The organism is Umezawaea tangerina (genome assembly GCF_003002815.1).
GTDB classification, from domain to species: Bacteria; Actinomycetota; Actinomycetes; order Mycobacteriales; family Pseudonocardiaceae; genus Umezawaea; species Umezawaea tangerina.
The window spans coordinates 510,190-526,585 of sequence record NZ_PVTF01000005.1; the positions used below are offsets into that span (position 1 = coordinate 510,190).

Below are 16,396 nucleotides of genomic sequence, written 5' to 3' on the forward strand. Positions count from 1 at the left end.
GTCTCAACCGACACGGGCCACCCTCCTCGGAGCCCGGTCCTGCATGTACAGCAGCCGCACGAGTTGCAGCACCGTGAACCGCTCCGGCCAACGGGCGTCCGCGGGCCGCACCAGGCCGTGGACCAGCAGCGCGTGCAGGGCGGCGGCCGGATCCGGCACCAGGTGGTCGAGGTCCCCGACCGTCCAGTAAGGACGGTCCGCGACCTCGGCCAGCACACGGCGATGGCCCTCGGACACGATGTCGACGCTGCGCGCCAGGGACCGCAGCATGTTCTGGCAGTCGCAGCCCACCGGGGAGGAGAGGAGGAAGGAGTCCCGACCGGCTTGGGCCAGCAGGACCTCGGGCGGGTACAGCAGGCACCAGCCTGCCGCGTACTCGAGTGCCCTTGGCACACCGTCGAGCCAGCGGCACAACCGCACCACCGCGTGCGCGTTGTCCTCCCGAAGCCGGAACCCCGGCCGTGACCGACGCATGTGGGACAGGAACAACGCCACGGACGCGACCTCGCTCAACCGCGCGCAGTCGGCGTGGTCGTAGTCCCGCGCCTCCTCCGGCACGGCCAGCGCCGTGAGCGGCAGCACGCGCTCACCCGGCAGATGTCGCGGCGCCAGACCGGTCACCACGACGCGCAGCCCCGGACAACGCCGAAGCAGCTCGCCCACGTCCACCCTGCCGGCACCCGAGGCGTCGCCGCCGTCGAGCACCAGCAGTTCACGCCTTTCACCGATCGCCCCGACGAGGTCGCCGGTCAGATCAGCAGCACCCAGCGACGACCCGCCGGAACCGGCCGGAGGAACCACACCGCAGCAAAGGGAATCCTCGGCCGACGCGCACCACCCGACCCGCCACCCCGTCGCACGCAGCACTCGGGCCGCCTCGAGCACCAGATGCGTTTTCCCGATGCCGCCGATGCCGACCACGCTCACCAGGCGATGGCCGTACACGGTCACCTGATCGAGCAGGACCTGCAACTCCGCTTCCCGCCCCACCAGCTTGCCCGGCGAAGCCGGCGGCTCGGGCATACCAGGCGAAGCCGGCGACTCGGGCGGGCCAAGCGACGCCGGCAGCTCGGACACGGCGAGCGAAGCGGACGGCTCGGACAGCGCAGTCCGCAGGTCAGCCGAGCTCTCACTGGCAGCGTGCAGTTGCAGGCGCTCCGGGCCACCCAGCCGAAACGCGTCCGCAAGCAGCCGCACGCTCTCCCGACGCGGCCGCCGAACCCGTCCGCTCTCCAGGTCCCGGACCGCTCGGACGCTCAACGTCGCGAAGTCCGCCAGCTGTTGCTGGGTCAACCCGGACCGGCCCCGATGTCTCTTCAGCAGTTCGGCGAACGAAGCTGTGTCACCGGACCTCTCCGACGATGTCGACACCGACCGCTGCCGCGGGCCTCCCATCGCGTGTTCGCGCAACGGAGGTCCGGTTGCCGCGTGTCCTCCGACAGCATGCGGACTGACGCTCATGCGCCCGTCGATCTCACCACAGAGCTTTTGCGCGCCGCGCATCCGACCGCCTCTCCCGGTCACTGATTCTCGGACAGATTCTTGGTAGCCTTACTACTTCTCCCATGACCCAGAGCGGGGAATACTGAAAAACTCCGACCCCGCTTCCCGACCGGTGCCATTCCACTGTAGACATCCGCCGAACGGACTGGCAATCATCGGGATCTACGAACGGTAACCGGCAAATATTCGACCGGGTCCACCGGTCGCGCCCGTCTCAACAAGCCGGACCCGGATGACGCGGCCGGGCGCACCGGCCGGCGGCGGACGTCAGGTGCGCACCGCGACGCCTGGCGAGTTCTCGCCCCGCAGCGCGTGCACCACCACGCTGGATGTCGTTCACGGCCACAGGTTTACGACGTAATGTTGACTTGCCACTGTAAAGTCAAGTATCCATGGAACAGCATTCGACCACGATCACCGGAGCGCTCCCGACGGTCACCCGACCGACGCGGGCAGCACCGCCGTAGTGCACCTACCGCAGCCGGCGACGTCACACCACCCGTGACGGTCGACCGAAGCCGGCTGCCGTTCGCACGAAGTCCGAAGAATGGAATGGGTGTTCGATGAGTGAGTTCGCGATGTCCGAGACGCGCGAGTCGTGGGCCGTGGTGACCGGCTCGACGAGCGGGATCGGACGCGAGACCGCGGTGGGTTTGGCCGAGGACGGTTTCGCGGTCGTGGTGTGCGGTCGCGACCACGACCGCGCCGAGGAGACCGTGAAGCGCATCGAAGCAGCCGGCGGCAAGGCCATCGCGGTACTCGCCGACCTCACCGACCCCGCCGCGGTGCGAGCCCTGGTAGCCGAGGTGCGCGAGCGGATCGGCGACGGCACGGTCGACGTCCTGGTCAACAACGCGGGCGGCGGCGAATTCGCACCGACCGAGGCCACGACCGAGGAGAGGTTCGACACCACCTTCACCCTCAACGTGAAAGCGCCCTACATCCTCACCGGCGCGTTCGCACCCGGCATGGCGGACCGAGGTCGGGGCGCCATCGTCAACGTGGGCAGCCTCAGCACCACCATGGCCGCTTCCGGCACCAGCGCCTTCCAGGCCGCGAAAGCCGCGCTGAGCATGCTGACCAAGTCCTGGACCGCCGAATACGGCCCACGCGGCGTACGCGTCAACTCCGTCGACCCCGGCTACGTCCTCACCAGGGTCAACGAACACATCCGCGACATGTTCGACCGCTACCTCACCGACCTCCCCGCAGGCCGCGGCGCCCAACCGGAAGAGGTGGCCGAAGCCATCCGCTTCCTCATCTCCCCCAAAGCCTCCTACATCCAAGGCGCCACGCTCACCGTGGACGGCGGCAAGAACTCAGTCGTCACGATGTGACCGACTGAACCGCTTCCTCCGAGGTGACCGCACCAGCAACACGATCACCACCCGGCGCAACCCTGTACACCGGGTTTGGTGGAGACATTCATGTGCCCCGGGTTTGCCGCCGTTCCAGACCGCCTGCCGGATCCCAGGAGTGGTTGTGACGGGGCCCGATAGTCGGACCAGGTGATGTGGCCCAACTATTGGGTCCCGTCAACGTCACGCCGGACCCAAACCCCAACTCCTGAGGCAGGGGCTCGCAGCCGATGCCGGTGTGCAGGACGAACAGGACGCCTTGCAGGCACAGACGATCCGGTAATCGCTTCCGGCCGGGGTTACGGGTCCGACGCGGTGGCACCGGCATCAACGGTTCGACCAGATCCCACAACTCGTCCTCGACCAGCCACGGCTTCGACACCTCCACCACATCGGAGGGGTGACGTCCCTGCTCAGGGAGTTCGTCTGCCGATCGCCCCATTGTGTGAGGACGTCTTGAGCTGTGTCGTCAGGATTCGGTGGTCCGGGCTGGTCGTGTGGCGGTTTGGCCGGGGTTTCGCCTGAGGTGGTCGAGGATTTCGCAGTCGCACGAGCCCAGCACCTTCACCGCGGATCGGGAGAGCAGGTCCCAGGACAGTCCTCGGGCTTCGATCCAGTCCCGTGTGGCGGGGAAGGTGATCCGATGCTCGCACGCCGCGCTCGCCAGGCATTCCCGCAGGTGCTCCACGAGGACGTGCCGGTCCTCCGCCAACAGGCCGAGCCGCCGGTCCGCGCGTCGGACCCGGTCCGCGTAGAACTCCTCCCGCCGGGCGCGGGCAGCCTGGTCGGTCAGCCCGGCGGCCTGAAGCCGCGCCTCGAAGACGTTCACCCGGAACCGTTCCAGGGACAGGATGGTGGTGAAGGTGCCGTCGGTGGGAAGGACGGCGATCTCGTGCCCCTCACGGTGGAAGCGCTCGAACACCTCGCCCAGCAGCACGTCGACGTCGACCGGCACCGCCGGTTCGGCGTCCTCGAAACCCATCGCCTCGGCGGCCATCACAGCCAGCCGGGGATGCGGCCACAACGGGACCAGGGCGTTGTCCTGGTCGTCGATCTCCAGCAAACCGGTCTCGAAGTCCCACGCCCACACAGTTCCGGTGGCGGCGACCGTGGAGAAGAAGTACTCCTCACGACCGGGCTGGCCTCCGGCCCACAGTTCCCGGGCCTCGTCCTCCGACAACGAGGAGATCGTGGTCATCGGGTCTGCTCCTCGTCGTACGCGGTGGTGGGCGAAGCCTAACCCTGTCAGAGCGATGCGAACCGCAACATCCGACTGTTCGATCCCTCATGGGCATTGGGGCGCTCGGCGGTATGAACGGACGTCACCAGTCAGTCCGACAACGGTCTCGTCCTCGTACACCACGCTGGCCTCGGCCTGTCGCGCCACAATGGCGCAGAAAATGCACTCCTGCGCTGCCGATGTCGCGTTCTGCGCTGTCCGCCCACCCCTGCCGCGCGATCGACGAGGTACCGAAATCGGTTGGCGCGCAGGAAACGGGGGCACTAGCTTGCGCGGGTGAACCGTGAACCGGGGAAGACCGCACCCACCGCGACCGTCCCACTCGATGCCGAACTCCAGGTCGCCTACGACGCCTTCATGGTGGAGGAGCCGGAGTTGAAGCGGATGAGCCTCGAGATGCTGCCGGGGATCCGCGCGGAGGTCGACGCCGCGGTGGCCATGCTCGACGACCTCGACCGCGGCGGCCGCTTCACCGTCTCCCAACCCTCGGTACCCGGTCCGGAGGGCGACCCCGAGATCCCGCTGCTGATCTGCACACCCGCCGGTGCGCCCGCGTCACGGCCGGCGCTCTACTACCTGCACGGCGGCGGGTTCTTCTGCAACGACCACCGCACCGGGCTCGACCAGGTCCTCGACACGGCCGAGCGGATCGGAGCCACCCTGATCTCGATCGGCTACCGGCTCGCGCCCGAACACCCCTATCCCGCCCAGATCGACGACGCCTACGCCGGCCTGCTGTGGGTCGCCGAGCACGCGGACGAACTCGGCATCGACCCGGAGCGCATCGTCGTCACCGGCCCCAGCGCCGGCGGCGGTCTGAGCGCCGCGCTCGCCCTGACCGTGCGCGACAAGGGCGGCCCTCGCCTGCTCGGCCAACTGCTGATGGCTCCCATGCTCGACGACCGCAACGACAGCGCCTCGGCCATGCAGATGGACGGGATCGAGTTCTGGAACCGCAGCTACAACCTGTTCGGCTGGAACTCGCTGCTGGGTGCCCTCCAGGACGGACCCGACGTACCGCAGTACGCCGCGCCCGCACGCGCCACCGACCTGGCCGGTTTGCCGCCCGCGTTCCTCGACGTCGGCTCCGCGGAGTGCCTGCGTGACGAGGTCGTCGACTACGCGGGCCGGATCTGGCAGGCGGGCGGCAAGGCCGAACTGCACGTGTGGCCCGGCGGATTCCACGCCTTCGACCGGGAGGTCCCCGACGCGCGGATCAGCAAGGCCGCCATCGCGGCGCGCCGCGACTGGCTGGAGCGCCTCCTCGCCACCGACTGACGATCCCGTTCGACAGCAATCGGTGGCGGGATGTGCGGCGTGGTCGACCTCGTCCCGGTCGACTCTGCCGCCGCCCGCACCACCTCGCGATGTCCTGCCCGGCATGCCGGCTGACGCCACCCGAATGAAGCCATTCAGGTGGCGTCGGACGTGATGAGCACCTCCGGCCTTCGACGCCCGGACCCACCTGGCGGATGACGCTCAGTTCGGCCTGCCCGCAGCCCAAGTGCCAGGCGCCATGAGTTCGATGATGTTGCCGAGGTTGTCGGTGATGAAGGCGATCCGCTGCTTGATGTCGTCGATCTCCATAGGACCGCCGATCAGCCGCACACCGAGGCCGTCCAGTTCGGCGACGGCCACGTCCAGGTCGGCGACCGCGAGGCAGAAGTGGTGCAGGCGAGAAGGGTCCATGCTGGTGAGAACGTTGTCGGTCGGTTTCTGGCCGGTGGCCGCGCCTGCCAGCAGTTCGATCTTGACGTCGCCGTTGACCAGGTACACGAACGTGGTGCCGTGGGAGTCGAAGCGCCGATCGACGGTGAACCCGAGCTTGCTCGAATACCATTCGATGGTGTCGACAAGCCGATCCGGGGTGACGGTGATGCCGAGGTGATCGTGTGAGAAGGCAATGGTCATGAAGTCAATCTCGCGCGGGACGGCCCACCTCGCCAGGGACGGATCCACCGTAGGAAAACCGCTACCACCCTTGACCTCCGCGCAGGAGTCAGAGTCGAACCATGACCGCCGACGAGACGACGCTGGGTGCGACCACCTGTACCGACTGGCCGGCCTCGGCGCGCCCGCCGACGGGGAGATCTCCGATCACCTCCCGCCCGGTCTGAGCCGCCTGCTCCTCCGGCTGGGAGACGCCGCCGTGCCCGTGTCCGACCTGCGCCGTGCGACGGGGCGGTTCCCGGACAGCAGGCGGCTCACCACCCTGATCCGGAAGCTCACCAAGGGCAACGAGCGGTTCGCCGAACTGTGGGCGTCCGGTGCGGTCGGCGCGCACCGCGAAGACCGCAAGATCGTCGAGCACCCGGCAACCGGTCCGATCGTGGTGGACTGCGACGTCATCATCGACGGTGACGCGGAACGGAAGATCGTCGCCTTGACGGCGACACCGGACAGCGAGGACGAGACCAAGTTCCGGCTCGCGATCCTGTCCGGTGTCACCGCCCCGCGTCGAGCATGACCAGCCGGGCGAGCTCAGTCCTCCTGTTGCAGGAGCCGGAGGACGTCCTGAACGCTCTCCCAGATCATGTCCCCCTGCTCCCACGGGGCGGCGTGCTTCCCCGTGCACCGGTTACCCTCGACGACACGAAGACCGTCCACTTCGGACAGTTTTGCCGTGAGCAGTTCGCGCTGGCGCGTTGGCACCAGTTGGTCCTCGGCGCTCTGCTCCAGCACGACCAAACGGGGTGCGTTGCCTTCGCGGACCTGTTCGGCGACTTCCGCCGGGTCGAAGCGTGCCGGACTCGCCGCGGGCCAGGCGCGCTGGTCCGCTCCGAACGCGTTGGACAGGAACATCTCGTAGTCGTCGCGGAGGTGCGCGTGCGACTCGCCGAGCCCGGTCGCGGTCACCAGTTCGGGAAGGTCGTACAGACCGTTGAGCCCGATCAGCGCGGCCGGGATCGGCGCTGCGGGCAGGTGGTCGAGCCCGTAGTGCCGCGGCGGTCGCAGAATGGACTGGAACGACAGGCAGGCACCGCAACTGTGGCCCGAGAGGACGTACGAACCGTCGGTCAGGCCGAACGACCGCAGCAGTGCCAGACCGTGCAGGAAATCGCTCACGTGCTGGGGGTGCACGGCCTCGCGGGACGGGTCGGTGTGGTTGTCCTTGATCGGGTCGTAGGGCAACGCGGGATGGGTGGGAAACCGCGAGAGGGTGTAGTTGAGCGACGCGATCGCGGCGATCGGGGCTGACCGGCCGGTCCCGGAGAACGCGTGCGCGACGGTGGGTTCGATCGACCGGGCGGTCAGCCGGGGATCACGCCACGCACCGCCGTGGACGTGCACCTGGATCCGCGGACGACCTGGTTCGACGCCCGGCAGCGACTCGGCCGGAGTGCCGACTAGCGCTGACGTCTCCGGTGTCCACGGCAGGTACACGCTCAGGTTCTGAAACCGGTTCGCGTCGGTGATGTAGGGGATGTCCTCGGCGGTCACCACGGGCACGGGATCGGCGAGCCGCGGGCTGGTGACCGCCGAGAGCCGCCATTCCACGGTCCTGGTTCCTCGCTGTTCGGTGTCCGACATGGACTCGACCTCCAGTGGCAGGTGATTCGACCATCCTGATCGTTCGCCCGTTGCCCGATGTCAACCAGAGAAGCCGCGACGGTAGGAAGACTGCTACCACCCAGGGCCCGCCGCGAGGAGCCAGCCGGTGCCTACGAGCGCTACGGACGATCAGCCGTGTGCGCGCGACGACCGCCAGGCGGCCAGGACCTCCTCGACGACCCCGAGGAGTTCGTCCACCTCCGCCTCGCCTGCCACCTGGACCGCCAGACCAAAGGAGAGCGTCATGACATAACGGGCCAGACGCGCGGAGTCGGCACCCTTCGTCAGATCGCCCTCCGCGAGTGCGCGCCGACCGAATAGGACCCCCAGGCCTTCGCTGCATATCTGTACCGATCGGCAAATATTCACGTCGACGCCACCCGTCGATCCAGCGCGATGCGGAAGCTTGTCGGGCCAGGTGACCTTGATTCGTGGCGGACCCGAACGATGGCCCTCGCGCGAGCACTACCAGGGCAGCGGTGTGGCGAATTCCGGTGAGCGGTTCTCGATCTGCGCCTTGAGGGCCTCGACGAGGTCCGGTCCGAAGAAGCTCAGTGCCTCGAATCCGAGCGACGCTTCGAAGGCGGGGGTCGCGGTCCGGAGCCAGTGGTTGAGCGAGCGCTTCGTCCAGCGCAGGGCGTGCTGCGGACCGGCCGCCATCCGGTGGGCGATGCCGAGCGCGGTGTCGAGTACGTCACCGGCCGGTACGGCGGCGCTTACCAGCCCTATGCGCTCGGCCACCTCGCCGGTGAGGTCCTCCGAGGCGAGCAGGTGGTACTTGGCCTTCGCCATGCCGCAGAGCAGGGGCCAGATCATCACCGAGTGATCACCCGCGGCGATTCCCTGGAGGAGGTGTCCGTCGATCAGGCGCGCGTCCGTCGCGGCGACGCTGACGTCCGCGAGCAGGGCGACCGCGAGCCCGGACCCCATGGCCTCCCCGTTGATCGCGGACACGATCGGCTTGTCGCAGTTGACGATGCCGTGCACGTTCGCGAGACCTTCGCGGATGAGGTTCACGGTATTGGCGTAACTACCGGGGTTCTCGAGCATCTCCTCGATGCCGTCGGTGCCTTCGACGGTCCAGAACTTGTCCCCTCTGCCGGTGATGACCGCGACGCGGAGTTCGGGGTCGTCGGCGAAATCGCGCCAGACGTGACTGATCTCCGTGTGTCGCCGGGTGAGCGTGGGGGCGGGGAACCCGTCGGGTTCGGCGATCGTGACGAGCAGGACCCCGCCGTCGCGCCGGTCGAGCGTGAGCGTCTGGTACTTGCCCCAGTCGATGCGGGGACGCAAGTCGTCGATGGACATGGATGCGCTTCTCTCGTCGTGTGGTGCTGGCGTCTGGTTGGGGACGTGCGGTCGGGAGCGCGGGTCAGTTCGGGCTGTGCTGGTGCGCCCGGTGGCGCGGTGACCAGATCTCCTCGGCGCGGACGCTGGCCTGCGGGGTGAAGTAGTCGCCGGTCGTGAGGTCCTCCAGCAACGTCGCGTGCTTCGGCTCCCACCCCAGGAGCGCACGGGTGTGCTCGCTGGAGACGGGTACGTCGAGCGAGAAGAACGTCGCCAGGAAGGGGTTCCCGAGGTGCTCGGAGGCCTGCTCCAGGCCCAACGAGACGGTGGGCACGTCGAGTGTCCGTGCGATCCGCTCGGCGATGCTCTTGATCGTCACGGCGCTTTCGGCCGCGGCGTGCAGCACGCTTCCGGAGGGAGCCTTCTCCAGCGCCAACCGGAAAAGGCCGGCGGCGTCCAACCGGTGTACGGCCGGCCACCGGTTGGTGCCCTCGCCGATGTAGGCCGAGACCCCTGCCCGGCGCGCGGCGGCGATGAGAGCCGGGATGAACCCGTAGTCGCCGGGGCCGTGCACGGTCGGCGCGAGTCGCACGACACTGGCGCGCACCCCCGAATCCGCGAGGCTCAGGCAGGCCTGCTCGCCGGCGATGCGAACGGCGACGACCGAATCGGGGTCCGGCGCCTCCTGCTCGGTGCTGACCCTGCCACCCCGCATCACCAACGTGCCCGAGGTGATGACCAACGGCTTGCCGGTCTCGACCAGGCCCTGGCCGAGCGCTTCGATCGCGCCGCGGTCGCGTCGGGCGAGAGCATCCGGATCGGCGTAGTCGCCGCCGTAGGCCATGTGCAGGACGCCATCGGCGGCTGCGGCGCCGTCACGCAGGATGTCGAGGTCGTCCAAGGAGCCGCGGCGCGGGGTGGCGCCCAGAGCCTCCAGCCGAGCGGCGGAGGCGTCCGAGCGCGCCAGACCGGTGACGGTGTGGCCGGCCGTGAGGAGTTCGGTGACGACGGCGGGGCCGGTCAGACCGGAACCACCGGTGACGAAGACGTGCATGGGATTCCTCCTTTAGCGCCAGTCACTGGCACTACCTAGCGCGAGTCACCGACACTACAGGTAACGCCAGTCACTGGCGCAATGTGACGCCAGCCACTGGCGCAACGCGGTAGGCTCGGGGCATGCCACGAAGCGGGATGGAGGCGCGCCGCCGCCTCCAGCAGGCGGCCTTGGAGCTGTTCCGGGAACGCGGATTCGACCAGACCACCACGGCGGAGATCGCCGCCCGCGCCGGCGTCAACGAGCGCACCTACTTCCGGCACTTCGCGGACAAGCGCGAGGTGCTCTTCGACGGCGAGGACGATCTGCGCGCGTCGCTGACGCGGGCCGTGGCCGAAGCGCCGGACGGTCTGCAACCGTTCGAGGTGCTGCTCCACGCCTTCCAGGAGACCGGCCGCGCCCTCGAGGCCAACCGCCCGTTCGCGGAGCCGCGCTTCGAAGTCATCGCCGCCACACCGGCGCTACGTGAACGCGAGTTGGCCAAGCACGCATCGCTCACCGATGTCGTGGCCGAGGCCCTGCGGCGGCGCGACGTCCCCGACCGACTGGCCGGGCTGGCGGCTCGGACAGGCTGGGCCACCTACCGCCAAGCGGTGCAAGCCTGGACCGAGGACCCCGAACAGGGCTTGGACGCACATCTTTCCCAGGCCTTCGACGATCTGCGCGGCCTCTCCACGACCACCCCACCGATGACGGCAGACCGCGAGACCTGACACGGCAGATCCTGCTTGTCGTCGATCCGGCGCCTGCTGTGCACGGAGCCTTCGCCCCACCGCACTGCAGTCTGGTCAGCTCTGCAGTTGTTGGAGGCCGATGACGCGGAGCAGGTCGAGTTTCTGCTCGTCCTCGGAGCCAGGGGCGGCGGTCATCATCACGATCGTCTGGTCGCCGGGGCCGCCGGTGAAGGTGTCGCAGTCCACCACGATGTCGCCGACCTGTCCGGTGTGGACGGTCTTGCGGCTGGTGCGCAGCTCTCCGACCGTTCCGGCCTCCCAACGGCGGGCGAAGTCGGACGAGGCCTCGAGCAGGCGTTCGACCAGCCGCGGGATGTCCGGGTCGTCGGGGTATCGACCCGCGGCGGTGCGGATGTGGCCCACCAGGTCACGGGCGTAAGCCTCGTCGTCATCAGGGGTGTGCGTGATCCGCAGCGTCGGGTCGGTGAAATACCGCCACGCGACGTTGCGCTGCAGGCGAGTCTGACTGGAGGGATCACCGAACATGGCCGCCCACAACGGGTTCCACAACACCAGCTCGTAGATCGCGGTGTGCACGGCGACGGCCACCGGCGCGTTGCGGAACCGGTCGACCATGCGCTGCGCGGTCGGCGTGACGTGCCGGGGCACATGCCCCGACGACGGCGAGGCCACCCCGGCGACGCGGAACAGGTGGTCGCGCTCGACCTCGTTCAACCGCAGCGCCCTGGCCAGCGAGGCCAGCAGCTGCGCAGAGGGGTGGGAAGCACGCCCCTGCTCCAGTCGGACGACGTAGTCCACGCTGACCCCGGCGAGCAGGGCGAGCTCCTCACGCCGCAGACCGGGCGCGCGCCGGTCCGACCCGGAGGGCAGTCCGACGTCCTCCGGGCGGACCCGGTCCCGCCACGCCCTCAGGATCCGCGCGAACTCGCTCATCCCGCCATGATGCCCCGCAACCGGGCGCGGCGGGTGGTACTGCCAGTCCCACCGTCCAACGGTGCCTGTCGGCCGGCCCGGCACGGGCGCAGGGTGAAGACATGACCACCACCCTGGTGACCGGGGCCAACAAGAGCCTCGGTCTGGAAACCGCCCGCCGCCTGATCGCCGCGGGCCACACCGTCCACGCCGGCATGCGAGACCTGGCCAACGCGGGCCCCGCCCAGGACCTCGGCGCGATCCCGGTCCAGCTCGACGTCACCGACTCCGACAGCGTCGACAAGGCCGTCGCCTCCCTGCCCGACCTCGACGTGCTCGTCAACAACGCCGCCGTCGTCGGCCCGTCCTGGGGCCTTGACGACCTCGACGTCGACGCGATGCGCATCGCGTTCGAGACCAACGTCTTCGGGATCGTCCGCCTCACCCAGGCCGCCCTGCCGCTGCTGCGGCGCTCGACCAACCCGGTGATCGTCAACGTCGCCTCCGGTCTGGGCTTCCCCCGCGCGATGCTGGACCCGGACGACGACTCCTTCTCCGGGCTCATGGTCCCCTACGCCAGTTCGAAGGCCGCCGTGATCGCGCTGACCGTGCAGTACGCCAAGAACCTGCCGGGAATGCGGATCAACGCCTCCGACCCCGGCTACACCGCCACCGACCTCAACGCCCACCAAGGCCACCAGACCGTCACCGAAGGCACGGACGCCACGGTCGCACTGGCTCTGCTCGGCCCGGACGGTCCCACCGGCGAATTCCACAACCGCCACGGCCGGCTCGCCTACTGAAACCCACCCCCGGAAGAGAGGGAGACTCCGATGGCCGACAACGACCTGCGCGCCTGGTACCTGCGCTACGTCAACGCGCTCGACGCCCACGAGATCGACAGGATGGACGAGTTCATCGCCGACGAGGTGCTCCTCAACGGTGAGCGGGGAACCCGCGACGACGTCATGGCCGACATGAGGAGCATCGTCGACGCCGTTCCGGACTTCCACTGGGAGGTGCAGGAACTGCTCTTCGACCGCGACCGCATCGCCGCGCGGGTGAGGAACACCGGCACCCCGACGAAGGAATGGCTCGGCGTCGCCCCGACCGGCGCCTCGTTCGAGATCATCGAGTACGCCATCTACAAGGTCGCCAACGGCAAGTTCGTGCACATGACCAACCTGCACGACTCCGCCGAGGTGCGTCGACAACTGACCACCTGACCGACCAGGACGTCTGATCCGAGTTCTCGTCACATGTCGACATCGAGCACACCATTTCGCCGAACCTGGACATATGGCCCGATCAACCGGATCGCCCGTCGACTGATCGAGGAGCTCCACTCCCGCGGCGCGGAAGATCGATCTCTCCGACCTCGCCAACCGGTCTTGCCCGTCGATCCGTTGCGCGGCTTACCCGAACCCCGCCACCGGGCCTCCTTCACAGAAGGCCACATGCCCGGTCAAGCCTCGACCGTCACCACCGCGCCAGCAGGTCGCGCAGCTGCGACCGGGACGTCACACCCAGCTTGGGAAACGACCGGTACAGGTGGGAAGTGACCGTGCGGGGTGAGAGGAACATCCGCTCACCGATCTCCCGGTTGGTCAGGCCGCGGGCGGCGAGGCGGATGATCTGCTGCTGTTGTGCGGTCAACCCGTCGAGCGGATCGGGTGCCGAACCGGCAATGCCCACACCCGCGGCTCGCAGTTCGGCCTGCGCGCGATCCGCCCACGGCCGCGCGCCCAACCGGCGGAACACCTCGAGCGCGGCGGTGAGTTGCGGTCGCGCCTCGACGATGCGGCGACGTCGGCGTAGCCATTCGCCGTGGTCCAGCAGCACTTTGGCTCGTTCGAACGGCCAACGATGGGCCGACGGGACACCCAATGACGCCAGGTAGTGGTGTTCGGCGTTGTCCTGTTCAGCGGCCACCAGCGCTCTGCCGTGGTGCAGCAGCGCGGTAAGGCGAGGAGAGGGATTGCCGGCAAGTGCGTGTTCCGCTGCGGCCAGTGCCGTCGCCGCGTCGTCGTGCCTGCCGATTCGGGCCGCCGTCGCGGCGAGATCGGCCAGTGCCGGATAGGAGGCGTGGTAGTGCGCCGGTTCGCCGTGGACGGTGAACATCGCACGGAAGCACTCGAACGCGGTGTTGTGGTCCCCGTCGGCCAAGGCCGCCGTGCCCAGGGCCCATCGCGAACGCACTCCCAGCATGGTGTGCTTGTCCGGGTCGATCAGGGTCAGGGCCTCGGTCGCCAGTTCACGCGCGGCAGCGGTCTCACCTCGGACGGCCAGGATCGATGCCCTCATGCCCAGTGCGCTTGCAGCGGCTTCGGGCAGATCCGCGACGGCCGTCCTGGCTGATGCCTGCCGCGCCAGGTCATCGGCCATCCCCCACTGCCCCTGCTCGAAGTAGGCGCTCCAGGCGGCACAGACGAATCCCTCCGGCACGGGACCCCGCGCACGCCATCGGCCGAGTCCGTCATCGAACAACTCCAGCGCCAGCGGCGTCTCGTCGAGCAGCCACGCCACGGTGGCCACAGCGACCAGTTCTTCGGGACGTCCCCGAGCGGCCTCGGCCAGCCGGGGCAGTTCGGGGAGCAAAGCCGTCCTGTCGGCCACCGGGTCGATCATCGCCAGCGTCCATGCGCGCCGGACCCCGAGCGGTCCGGTGGCCGTGATCGCCGACAACACCTGGCGTACCTGCTCTCGGCTGGCCTCGCTGCCGGAGTGGTAGGCGACTACCGCGCAGGTGCACAGCATGTCCAGCGCCGCCAAGGGGTCGGAGTCCATCACCTGTTCAGCCGTCTGGAACAGCACCGAGAGCGCGGCGGAATACCGGTGGTTCAGAGCGAACGCCCGCCCGGCCAGCAGCGCCACCCGTGCCATCAACTCGGGCCCGACGTCGTCGGCGCTCGCCTCGGCCAGCAAGTCGTGCGTCCATCGCGGCTGCCTGAGCCACACCGTGTCATGGGCGGCCCGCAACAACCGCCGGGCACGCTCGGCAGGAGCCGGGCTGAACTCGGCTGCCCGCTCCAGCGGGGAGGCGTGCTCAAGGACGCCAGGGTGGTGGACGACGGCGACGTGGTCACCGCCGGCGCGGTCACCTCCGGCATCGACCTCGCACTGCACCTGGTGCGACGCGAGTTGGGCGCGGACCTCGCGGTCCGGGTCGAGAACCTGGTCGAGTACGAACGCCGGGGCACCGTCTGGCAGCGCTGAGAAGCCCCCGTCCCGCCTCGGTCGGCCGGGGCGGGACGATTCCCGGTCGCGGGTGCAGGCGTGGGGCCCGGCTTGTCTGCCCACGCTGCTCGTACCGCCCGCGGCTGAGACCAGGTCCGGTTGTGCACCATCGCACCACGACCAGGGCCGGCGGGAAGTGGCCGGGCACGTCCACGTGCAGGCGACAGCGGCGCCGTACCCCTCGCGCGACGCGCGGCGACCAGCAGGCGGTCGTGCACGCCTGCACATGCACGGTGCCGCCGAAACCCGCGACCACGATGATGTGCACGAGTACGTCAGCGGTCTTGCAGCCCCAGCGGGATGGCGGCGAGCTTCAGCATCCGGTCCATGTCGTGGAAACCCTCCAGGCACGCGGCGCGGATCTCCGGGTAGCGGTCCGCGGTTTCGGCGTAGCCCAACAGGAAGCCGGGGTCGATCGCATCAGGATAGTCGGTGTGCACCTCGATTTCCGTTCCGCTGCGGAGGTTGGTGAACAGGCAGTGCTCCCCGTGGATGTGCAGCGACCAGGTCTCACCGTCCTCCTCGACGAGCCGGTCGGGGTACCAGTCGCCTTGTTCGTAGGCAGGCTCGATGTCCAGCCGGAACCGCACGGCAAGCCGGTTGCCGAGTTCGCGGAACTCCCCCACCAGCGCCTGGAGCTGGTCGCGCAGCCGTAGGCAGTCAGCCTCGTCGACCAGCCTCAGGACCGTGAGCAACGGCGACCGCACCGAGCCGGCGCCCGGCGAGACGATGACGAGCAGGTCGTCCGGCAACTCGGCCCGCAGCCTGTCGACCGCGACCAGGACCTGCGCCCAACCGACCTCCCCGGAAGGCCGGAACCGCGCCCGCCTGCCGCGTGTCGCCAACCGGCACACCTCGTCCGCCGTCGGAAACCCACCAGGAGCCCCGTTCGGGGCAGGGTTCGAATGCGACATACCCGCAGTATCCCCGACGGCCACGCGCCGATCTCCGCTCACCGGCTCAAGTCGTTCTGCGTCAAGGGGAGGTACGCGCTTGCCGCCGGGCGGGAGTCTGAGATGCTCTGCGCATGTCCACGCACCAGGTGGTGTCCGCCGAGGACGTCATCGACCAGCAGGCCCGAGTCCAGTTCGAGGCGTTCCTGGACGAGCACCGCCGCGCGCTCAACAGCTGCTTGGACGGGCTGACCGAGGAACAGGCACGACGATCCCTGGTGCCTTCCCGGACCACGCTGCTGGGCTTGGTGAAGCACGCGACCTTCGTCGAGAAGGTCTGGTTCGACGAAGCCGTCACGTGCCGGTCGCGCGCCGAGATCGGCATCCCCGCGACACCGGACGAGTCCTTCGTCCTCAACGAGGACGACACCATCGTCACCGTCCAGCGAGCGCACCACGAAGCGTGCGAGGCATCACGCCGCGCGACCTCGTCGCTGGAGCTGGACGACGTGGTCCACGGCAACCGGCGCGGTCCGCTCCCGTTGCGGTGGGTGTACCTCCACGCGCTGCGCGAGTTCGCCCAGCACTGCGGCCACGCCGATATCCTGCGCGAACAGGTCGTCAACGAGTAGCACGCCACAACGGTCGAGCTCGGCTTCCTGCCC

17 protein-coding genes and 1 pseudogene are annotated in these 16,396 nt (G+C 68.9%); 8 read left to right on the top strand and 10 right to left on the bottom strand.

All coding sequences use genetic code 11. The features are described from left to right. Positions 1–3 precede the first annotated feature (3 nt). Positions 4–1,371, bottom strand: coding sequence for a helix-turn-helix domain-containing protein (locus CLV43_RS19670; RefSeq protein ID WP_245886722.1), 1,368 nt, complete (start codon positions 1,369–1,371; stop codon positions 4–6). Positions 1,372–2,066: 695 nt separating this feature from the next. On the opposite strand from CLV43_RS19670, the gene CLV43_RS19675 reads away from it, so the two are divergent. Next, on the top strand, positions 2,067–2,840 hold the full coding sequence (locus CLV43_RS19675; protein WP_211304426.1) for an SDR family NAD(P)-dependent oxidoreductase: 774 nt from the start codon (positions 2,067–2,069) through the stop codon (positions 2,838–2,840). A gap of 202 nt (positions 2,841–3,042) precedes the next feature. On the opposite strand, the pseudogene CLV43_RS49345 reads toward CLV43_RS19675, so the two are convergent. Continuing rightward, positions 3,043–3,243 (bottom strand): annotated as a pseudogene (locus tag CLV43_RS49345) (transposase); the annotation flags it as partial. A gap of 87 nt (positions 3,244–3,330) precedes the next feature. Continuing rightward, positions 3,331–4,059, bottom strand: a complete 729-nt coding sequence (locus tag CLV43_RS19685) for a DUF2695 domain-containing protein (RefSeq protein ID WP_106188658.1) — start codon at positions 4,057–4,059, stop codon at positions 3,331–3,333. 318 nt (positions 4,060–4,377) lie between these two features. Here CLV43_RS19685 and CLV43_RS19695 point away from each other — a divergent pair, with 318 nt between their 5' ends. After that, positions 4,378–5,379, top strand: coding sequence for an alpha/beta hydrolase (locus CLV43_RS19695; RefSeq protein WP_245886699.1), 1,002 nt, complete (start codon positions 4,378–4,380; stop codon positions 5,377–5,379). 201 nt (positions 5,380–5,580) lie between these two features. On the opposite strand, the gene CLV43_RS19700 is transcribed toward CLV43_RS19695, so the two are convergent. Continuing rightward, positions 5,581–6,012, bottom strand: coding sequence for a VOC family protein (locus CLV43_RS19700; RefSeq protein ID WP_106188660.1), 432 nt, complete (start codon positions 6,010–6,012; stop codon positions 5,581–5,583). Between the two features lie 238 nt (positions 6,013–6,250). Between CLV43_RS19700 and CLV43_RS49350 the strand changes: the two genes are divergently transcribed. Continuing rightward, positions 6,251–6,568 (top strand): MmyB family transcriptional regulator, encoded by a 318-nt coding sequence (locus CLV43_RS49350; RefSeq protein WP_245886701.1) that lies wholly within the window; start codon positions 6,251–6,253, stop codon positions 6,566–6,568. A gap of 14 nt (positions 6,569–6,582) precedes the next feature. Here the strand turns inward: CLV43_RS49350 and CLV43_RS19710 are convergent, their stop codons facing one another. The 3 genes from CLV43_RS19710 to CLV43_RS19725 form a co-directional block, all read right to left on the bottom strand. Continuing rightward, positions 6,583–7,632 (bottom strand): alpha/beta hydrolase family protein, encoded by a 1,050-nt coding sequence (locus CLV43_RS19710; RefSeq protein WP_106188661.1) that lies wholly within the window; start codon positions 7,630–7,632, stop codon positions 6,583–6,585. Between the two features lie 486 nt (positions 7,633–8,118). Continuing rightward, on the bottom strand, positions 8,119–8,961 hold the full coding sequence (locus CLV43_RS19720) for an enoyl-CoA hydratase/isomerase family protein (protein ID WP_106188662.1): 843 nt from the start codon (positions 8,959–8,961) through the stop codon (positions 8,119–8,121). A 64-nt stretch (positions 8,962–9,025) separates the two neighbouring features. Continuing rightward, positions 9,026–9,994 (bottom strand): SDR family oxidoreductase, encoded by a 969-nt coding sequence (locus CLV43_RS19725; protein ID WP_106188663.1) that lies wholly within the window; start codon positions 9,992–9,994, stop codon positions 9,026–9,028. A gap of 122 nt (positions 9,995–10,116) precedes the next feature. On the opposite strand from CLV43_RS19725, the gene CLV43_RS19730 reads away from it, so the two are divergent. Beyond that, a complete protein-coding gene (locus tag CLV43_RS19730) occupies positions 10,117–10,707 on the top strand; it encodes a TetR/AcrR family transcriptional regulator (RefSeq protein ID WP_106188664.1) in 591 nt (196 codons plus the stop codon). 75 nt (positions 10,708–10,782) lie between these two features. On the opposite strand, the gene CLV43_RS19735 is transcribed toward CLV43_RS19730, so the two are convergent. Continuing rightward, complete coding sequence (locus CLV43_RS19735) at positions 10,783–11,622, bottom strand: helix-turn-helix transcriptional regulator (protein WP_106188665.1); 840 nt, start codon at positions 11,620–11,622, stop codon at positions 10,783–10,785. A 101-nt stretch (positions 11,623–11,723) separates the two neighbouring features. Between CLV43_RS19735 and CLV43_RS19740 the strand changes: the two genes are divergently transcribed. Together CLV43_RS19740 and CLV43_RS19745 are read left to right on the top strand one after the other, a co-directional pair. Further along, positions 11,724–12,404 carry an SDR family NAD(P)-dependent oxidoreductase gene (locus CLV43_RS19740; RefSeq protein WP_106188666.1) on the top strand — a complete coding sequence of 227 codons (681 nt, stop codon included), beginning with the start codon at positions 11,724–11,726 and terminating at the stop codon, positions 12,402–12,404. 30 nt (positions 12,405–12,434) lie between these two features. Then, positions 12,435–12,827, top strand: coding sequence for an ester cyclase (locus tag CLV43_RS19745; protein WP_106188667.1), 393 nt, complete (start codon positions 12,435–12,437; stop codon positions 12,825–12,827). A gap of 253 nt (positions 12,828–13,080) precedes the next feature. Here CLV43_RS19745 and CLV43_RS19750 read toward each other — a convergent pair whose 3' ends face one another. Next, entirely contained in the window at positions 13,081–14,526 is a 1,446-nt protein-coding gene (locus CLV43_RS19750) for a helix-turn-helix domain-containing protein (protein WP_146174811.1), read from the bottom strand. A 117-nt stretch (positions 14,527–14,643) separates the two neighbouring features. On the opposite strand from CLV43_RS19750, the gene CLV43_RS19755 reads away from it, so the two are divergent. Continuing rightward, a complete protein-coding gene (locus CLV43_RS19755) occupies positions 14,644–14,817 on the top strand; it encodes a type 1 glutamine amidotransferase family protein (RefSeq protein ID WP_211304427.1) in 174 nt (57 codons plus the stop codon). A 296-nt stretch (positions 14,818–15,113) separates the two neighbouring features. On the opposite strand, the gene CLV43_RS19760 is transcribed toward CLV43_RS19755, so the two are convergent. Continuing rightward, positions 15,114–15,683 (bottom strand): DUF6896 domain-containing protein, encoded by a 570-nt coding sequence (locus tag CLV43_RS19760; RefSeq protein ID WP_106188669.1) that lies wholly within the window; start codon positions 15,681–15,683, stop codon positions 15,114–15,116. Positions 15,684–15,865: 182 nt separating this feature from the next. Here CLV43_RS19760 and CLV43_RS19765 point away from each other — a divergent pair, with 182 nt between their 5' ends. Next, on the top strand, positions 15,866–16,363 hold the full coding sequence (locus tag CLV43_RS19765; RefSeq protein WP_106188670.1) for a DinB family protein: 498 nt from the start codon (positions 15,866–15,868) through the stop codon (positions 16,361–16,363). Positions 16,364–16,396 lie beyond the last annotated feature (33 nt).

What these genes read in the sequence shown, in the direction of transcription:
- CLV43_RS19675 (WP_211304426.1), top strand. Translation starts at nt 2,067, where the DNA reads ATGAGTGAGTTCGCGATGTCCGAGACGCGCGAGTCGTGGGCCGTGGTG.
- CLV43_RS19735 (WP_106188665.1), bottom strand. Translation starts at nt 11,622, where the DNA reads ATGAGCGAGTTCGCGCGGATCCTGAGGGCGTGGCGGGACCGGGTCCGC.
- CLV43_RS19730 (WP_106188664.1), top strand. Translation starts at nt 10,117, where the DNA reads ATGCCACGAAGCGGGATGGAGGCGCGCCGCCGCCTCCAGCAGGCGGCC.
- CLV43_RS19740 (WP_106188666.1), top strand. Translation starts at nt 11,724, where the DNA reads ATGACCACCACCCTGGTGACCGGGGCCAACAAGAGCCTCGGTCTGGAA.
- CLV43_RS19745 (WP_106188667.1), top strand. Translation starts at nt 12,435, where the DNA reads ATGGCCGACAACGACCTGCGCGCCTGGTACCTGCGCTACGTCAACGCG.
- CLV43_RS19720 (WP_106188662.1), bottom strand. Translation starts at nt 8,961, where the DNA reads ATGTCCATCGACGACTTGCGTCCCCGCATCGACTGGGGCAAGTACCAG.
- CLV43_RS19710 (WP_106188661.1), bottom strand. Translation starts at nt 7,632, where the DNA reads ATGTCGGACACCGAACAGCGAGGAACCAGGACCGTGGAATGGCGGCTC.
- CLV43_RS19685 (WP_106188658.1), bottom strand. Translation starts at nt 4,059, where the DNA reads ATGACCACGATCTCCTCGTTGTCGGAGGACGAGGCCCGGGAACTGTGG.
- CLV43_RS19700 (WP_106188660.1), bottom strand. Translation starts at nt 6,012, where the DNA reads ATGACCATTGCCTTCTCACACGATCACCTCGGCATCACCGTCACCCCG.
- CLV43_RS19765 (WP_106188670.1), top strand. Translation starts at nt 15,866, where the DNA reads ATGTCCACGCACCAGGTGGTGTCCGCCGAGGACGTCATCGACCAGCAG.
- CLV43_RS19725 (WP_106188663.1), bottom strand. Translation starts at nt 9,994, where the DNA reads ATGCACGTCTTCGTCACCGGTGGTTCCGGTCTGACCGGCCCCGCCGTC.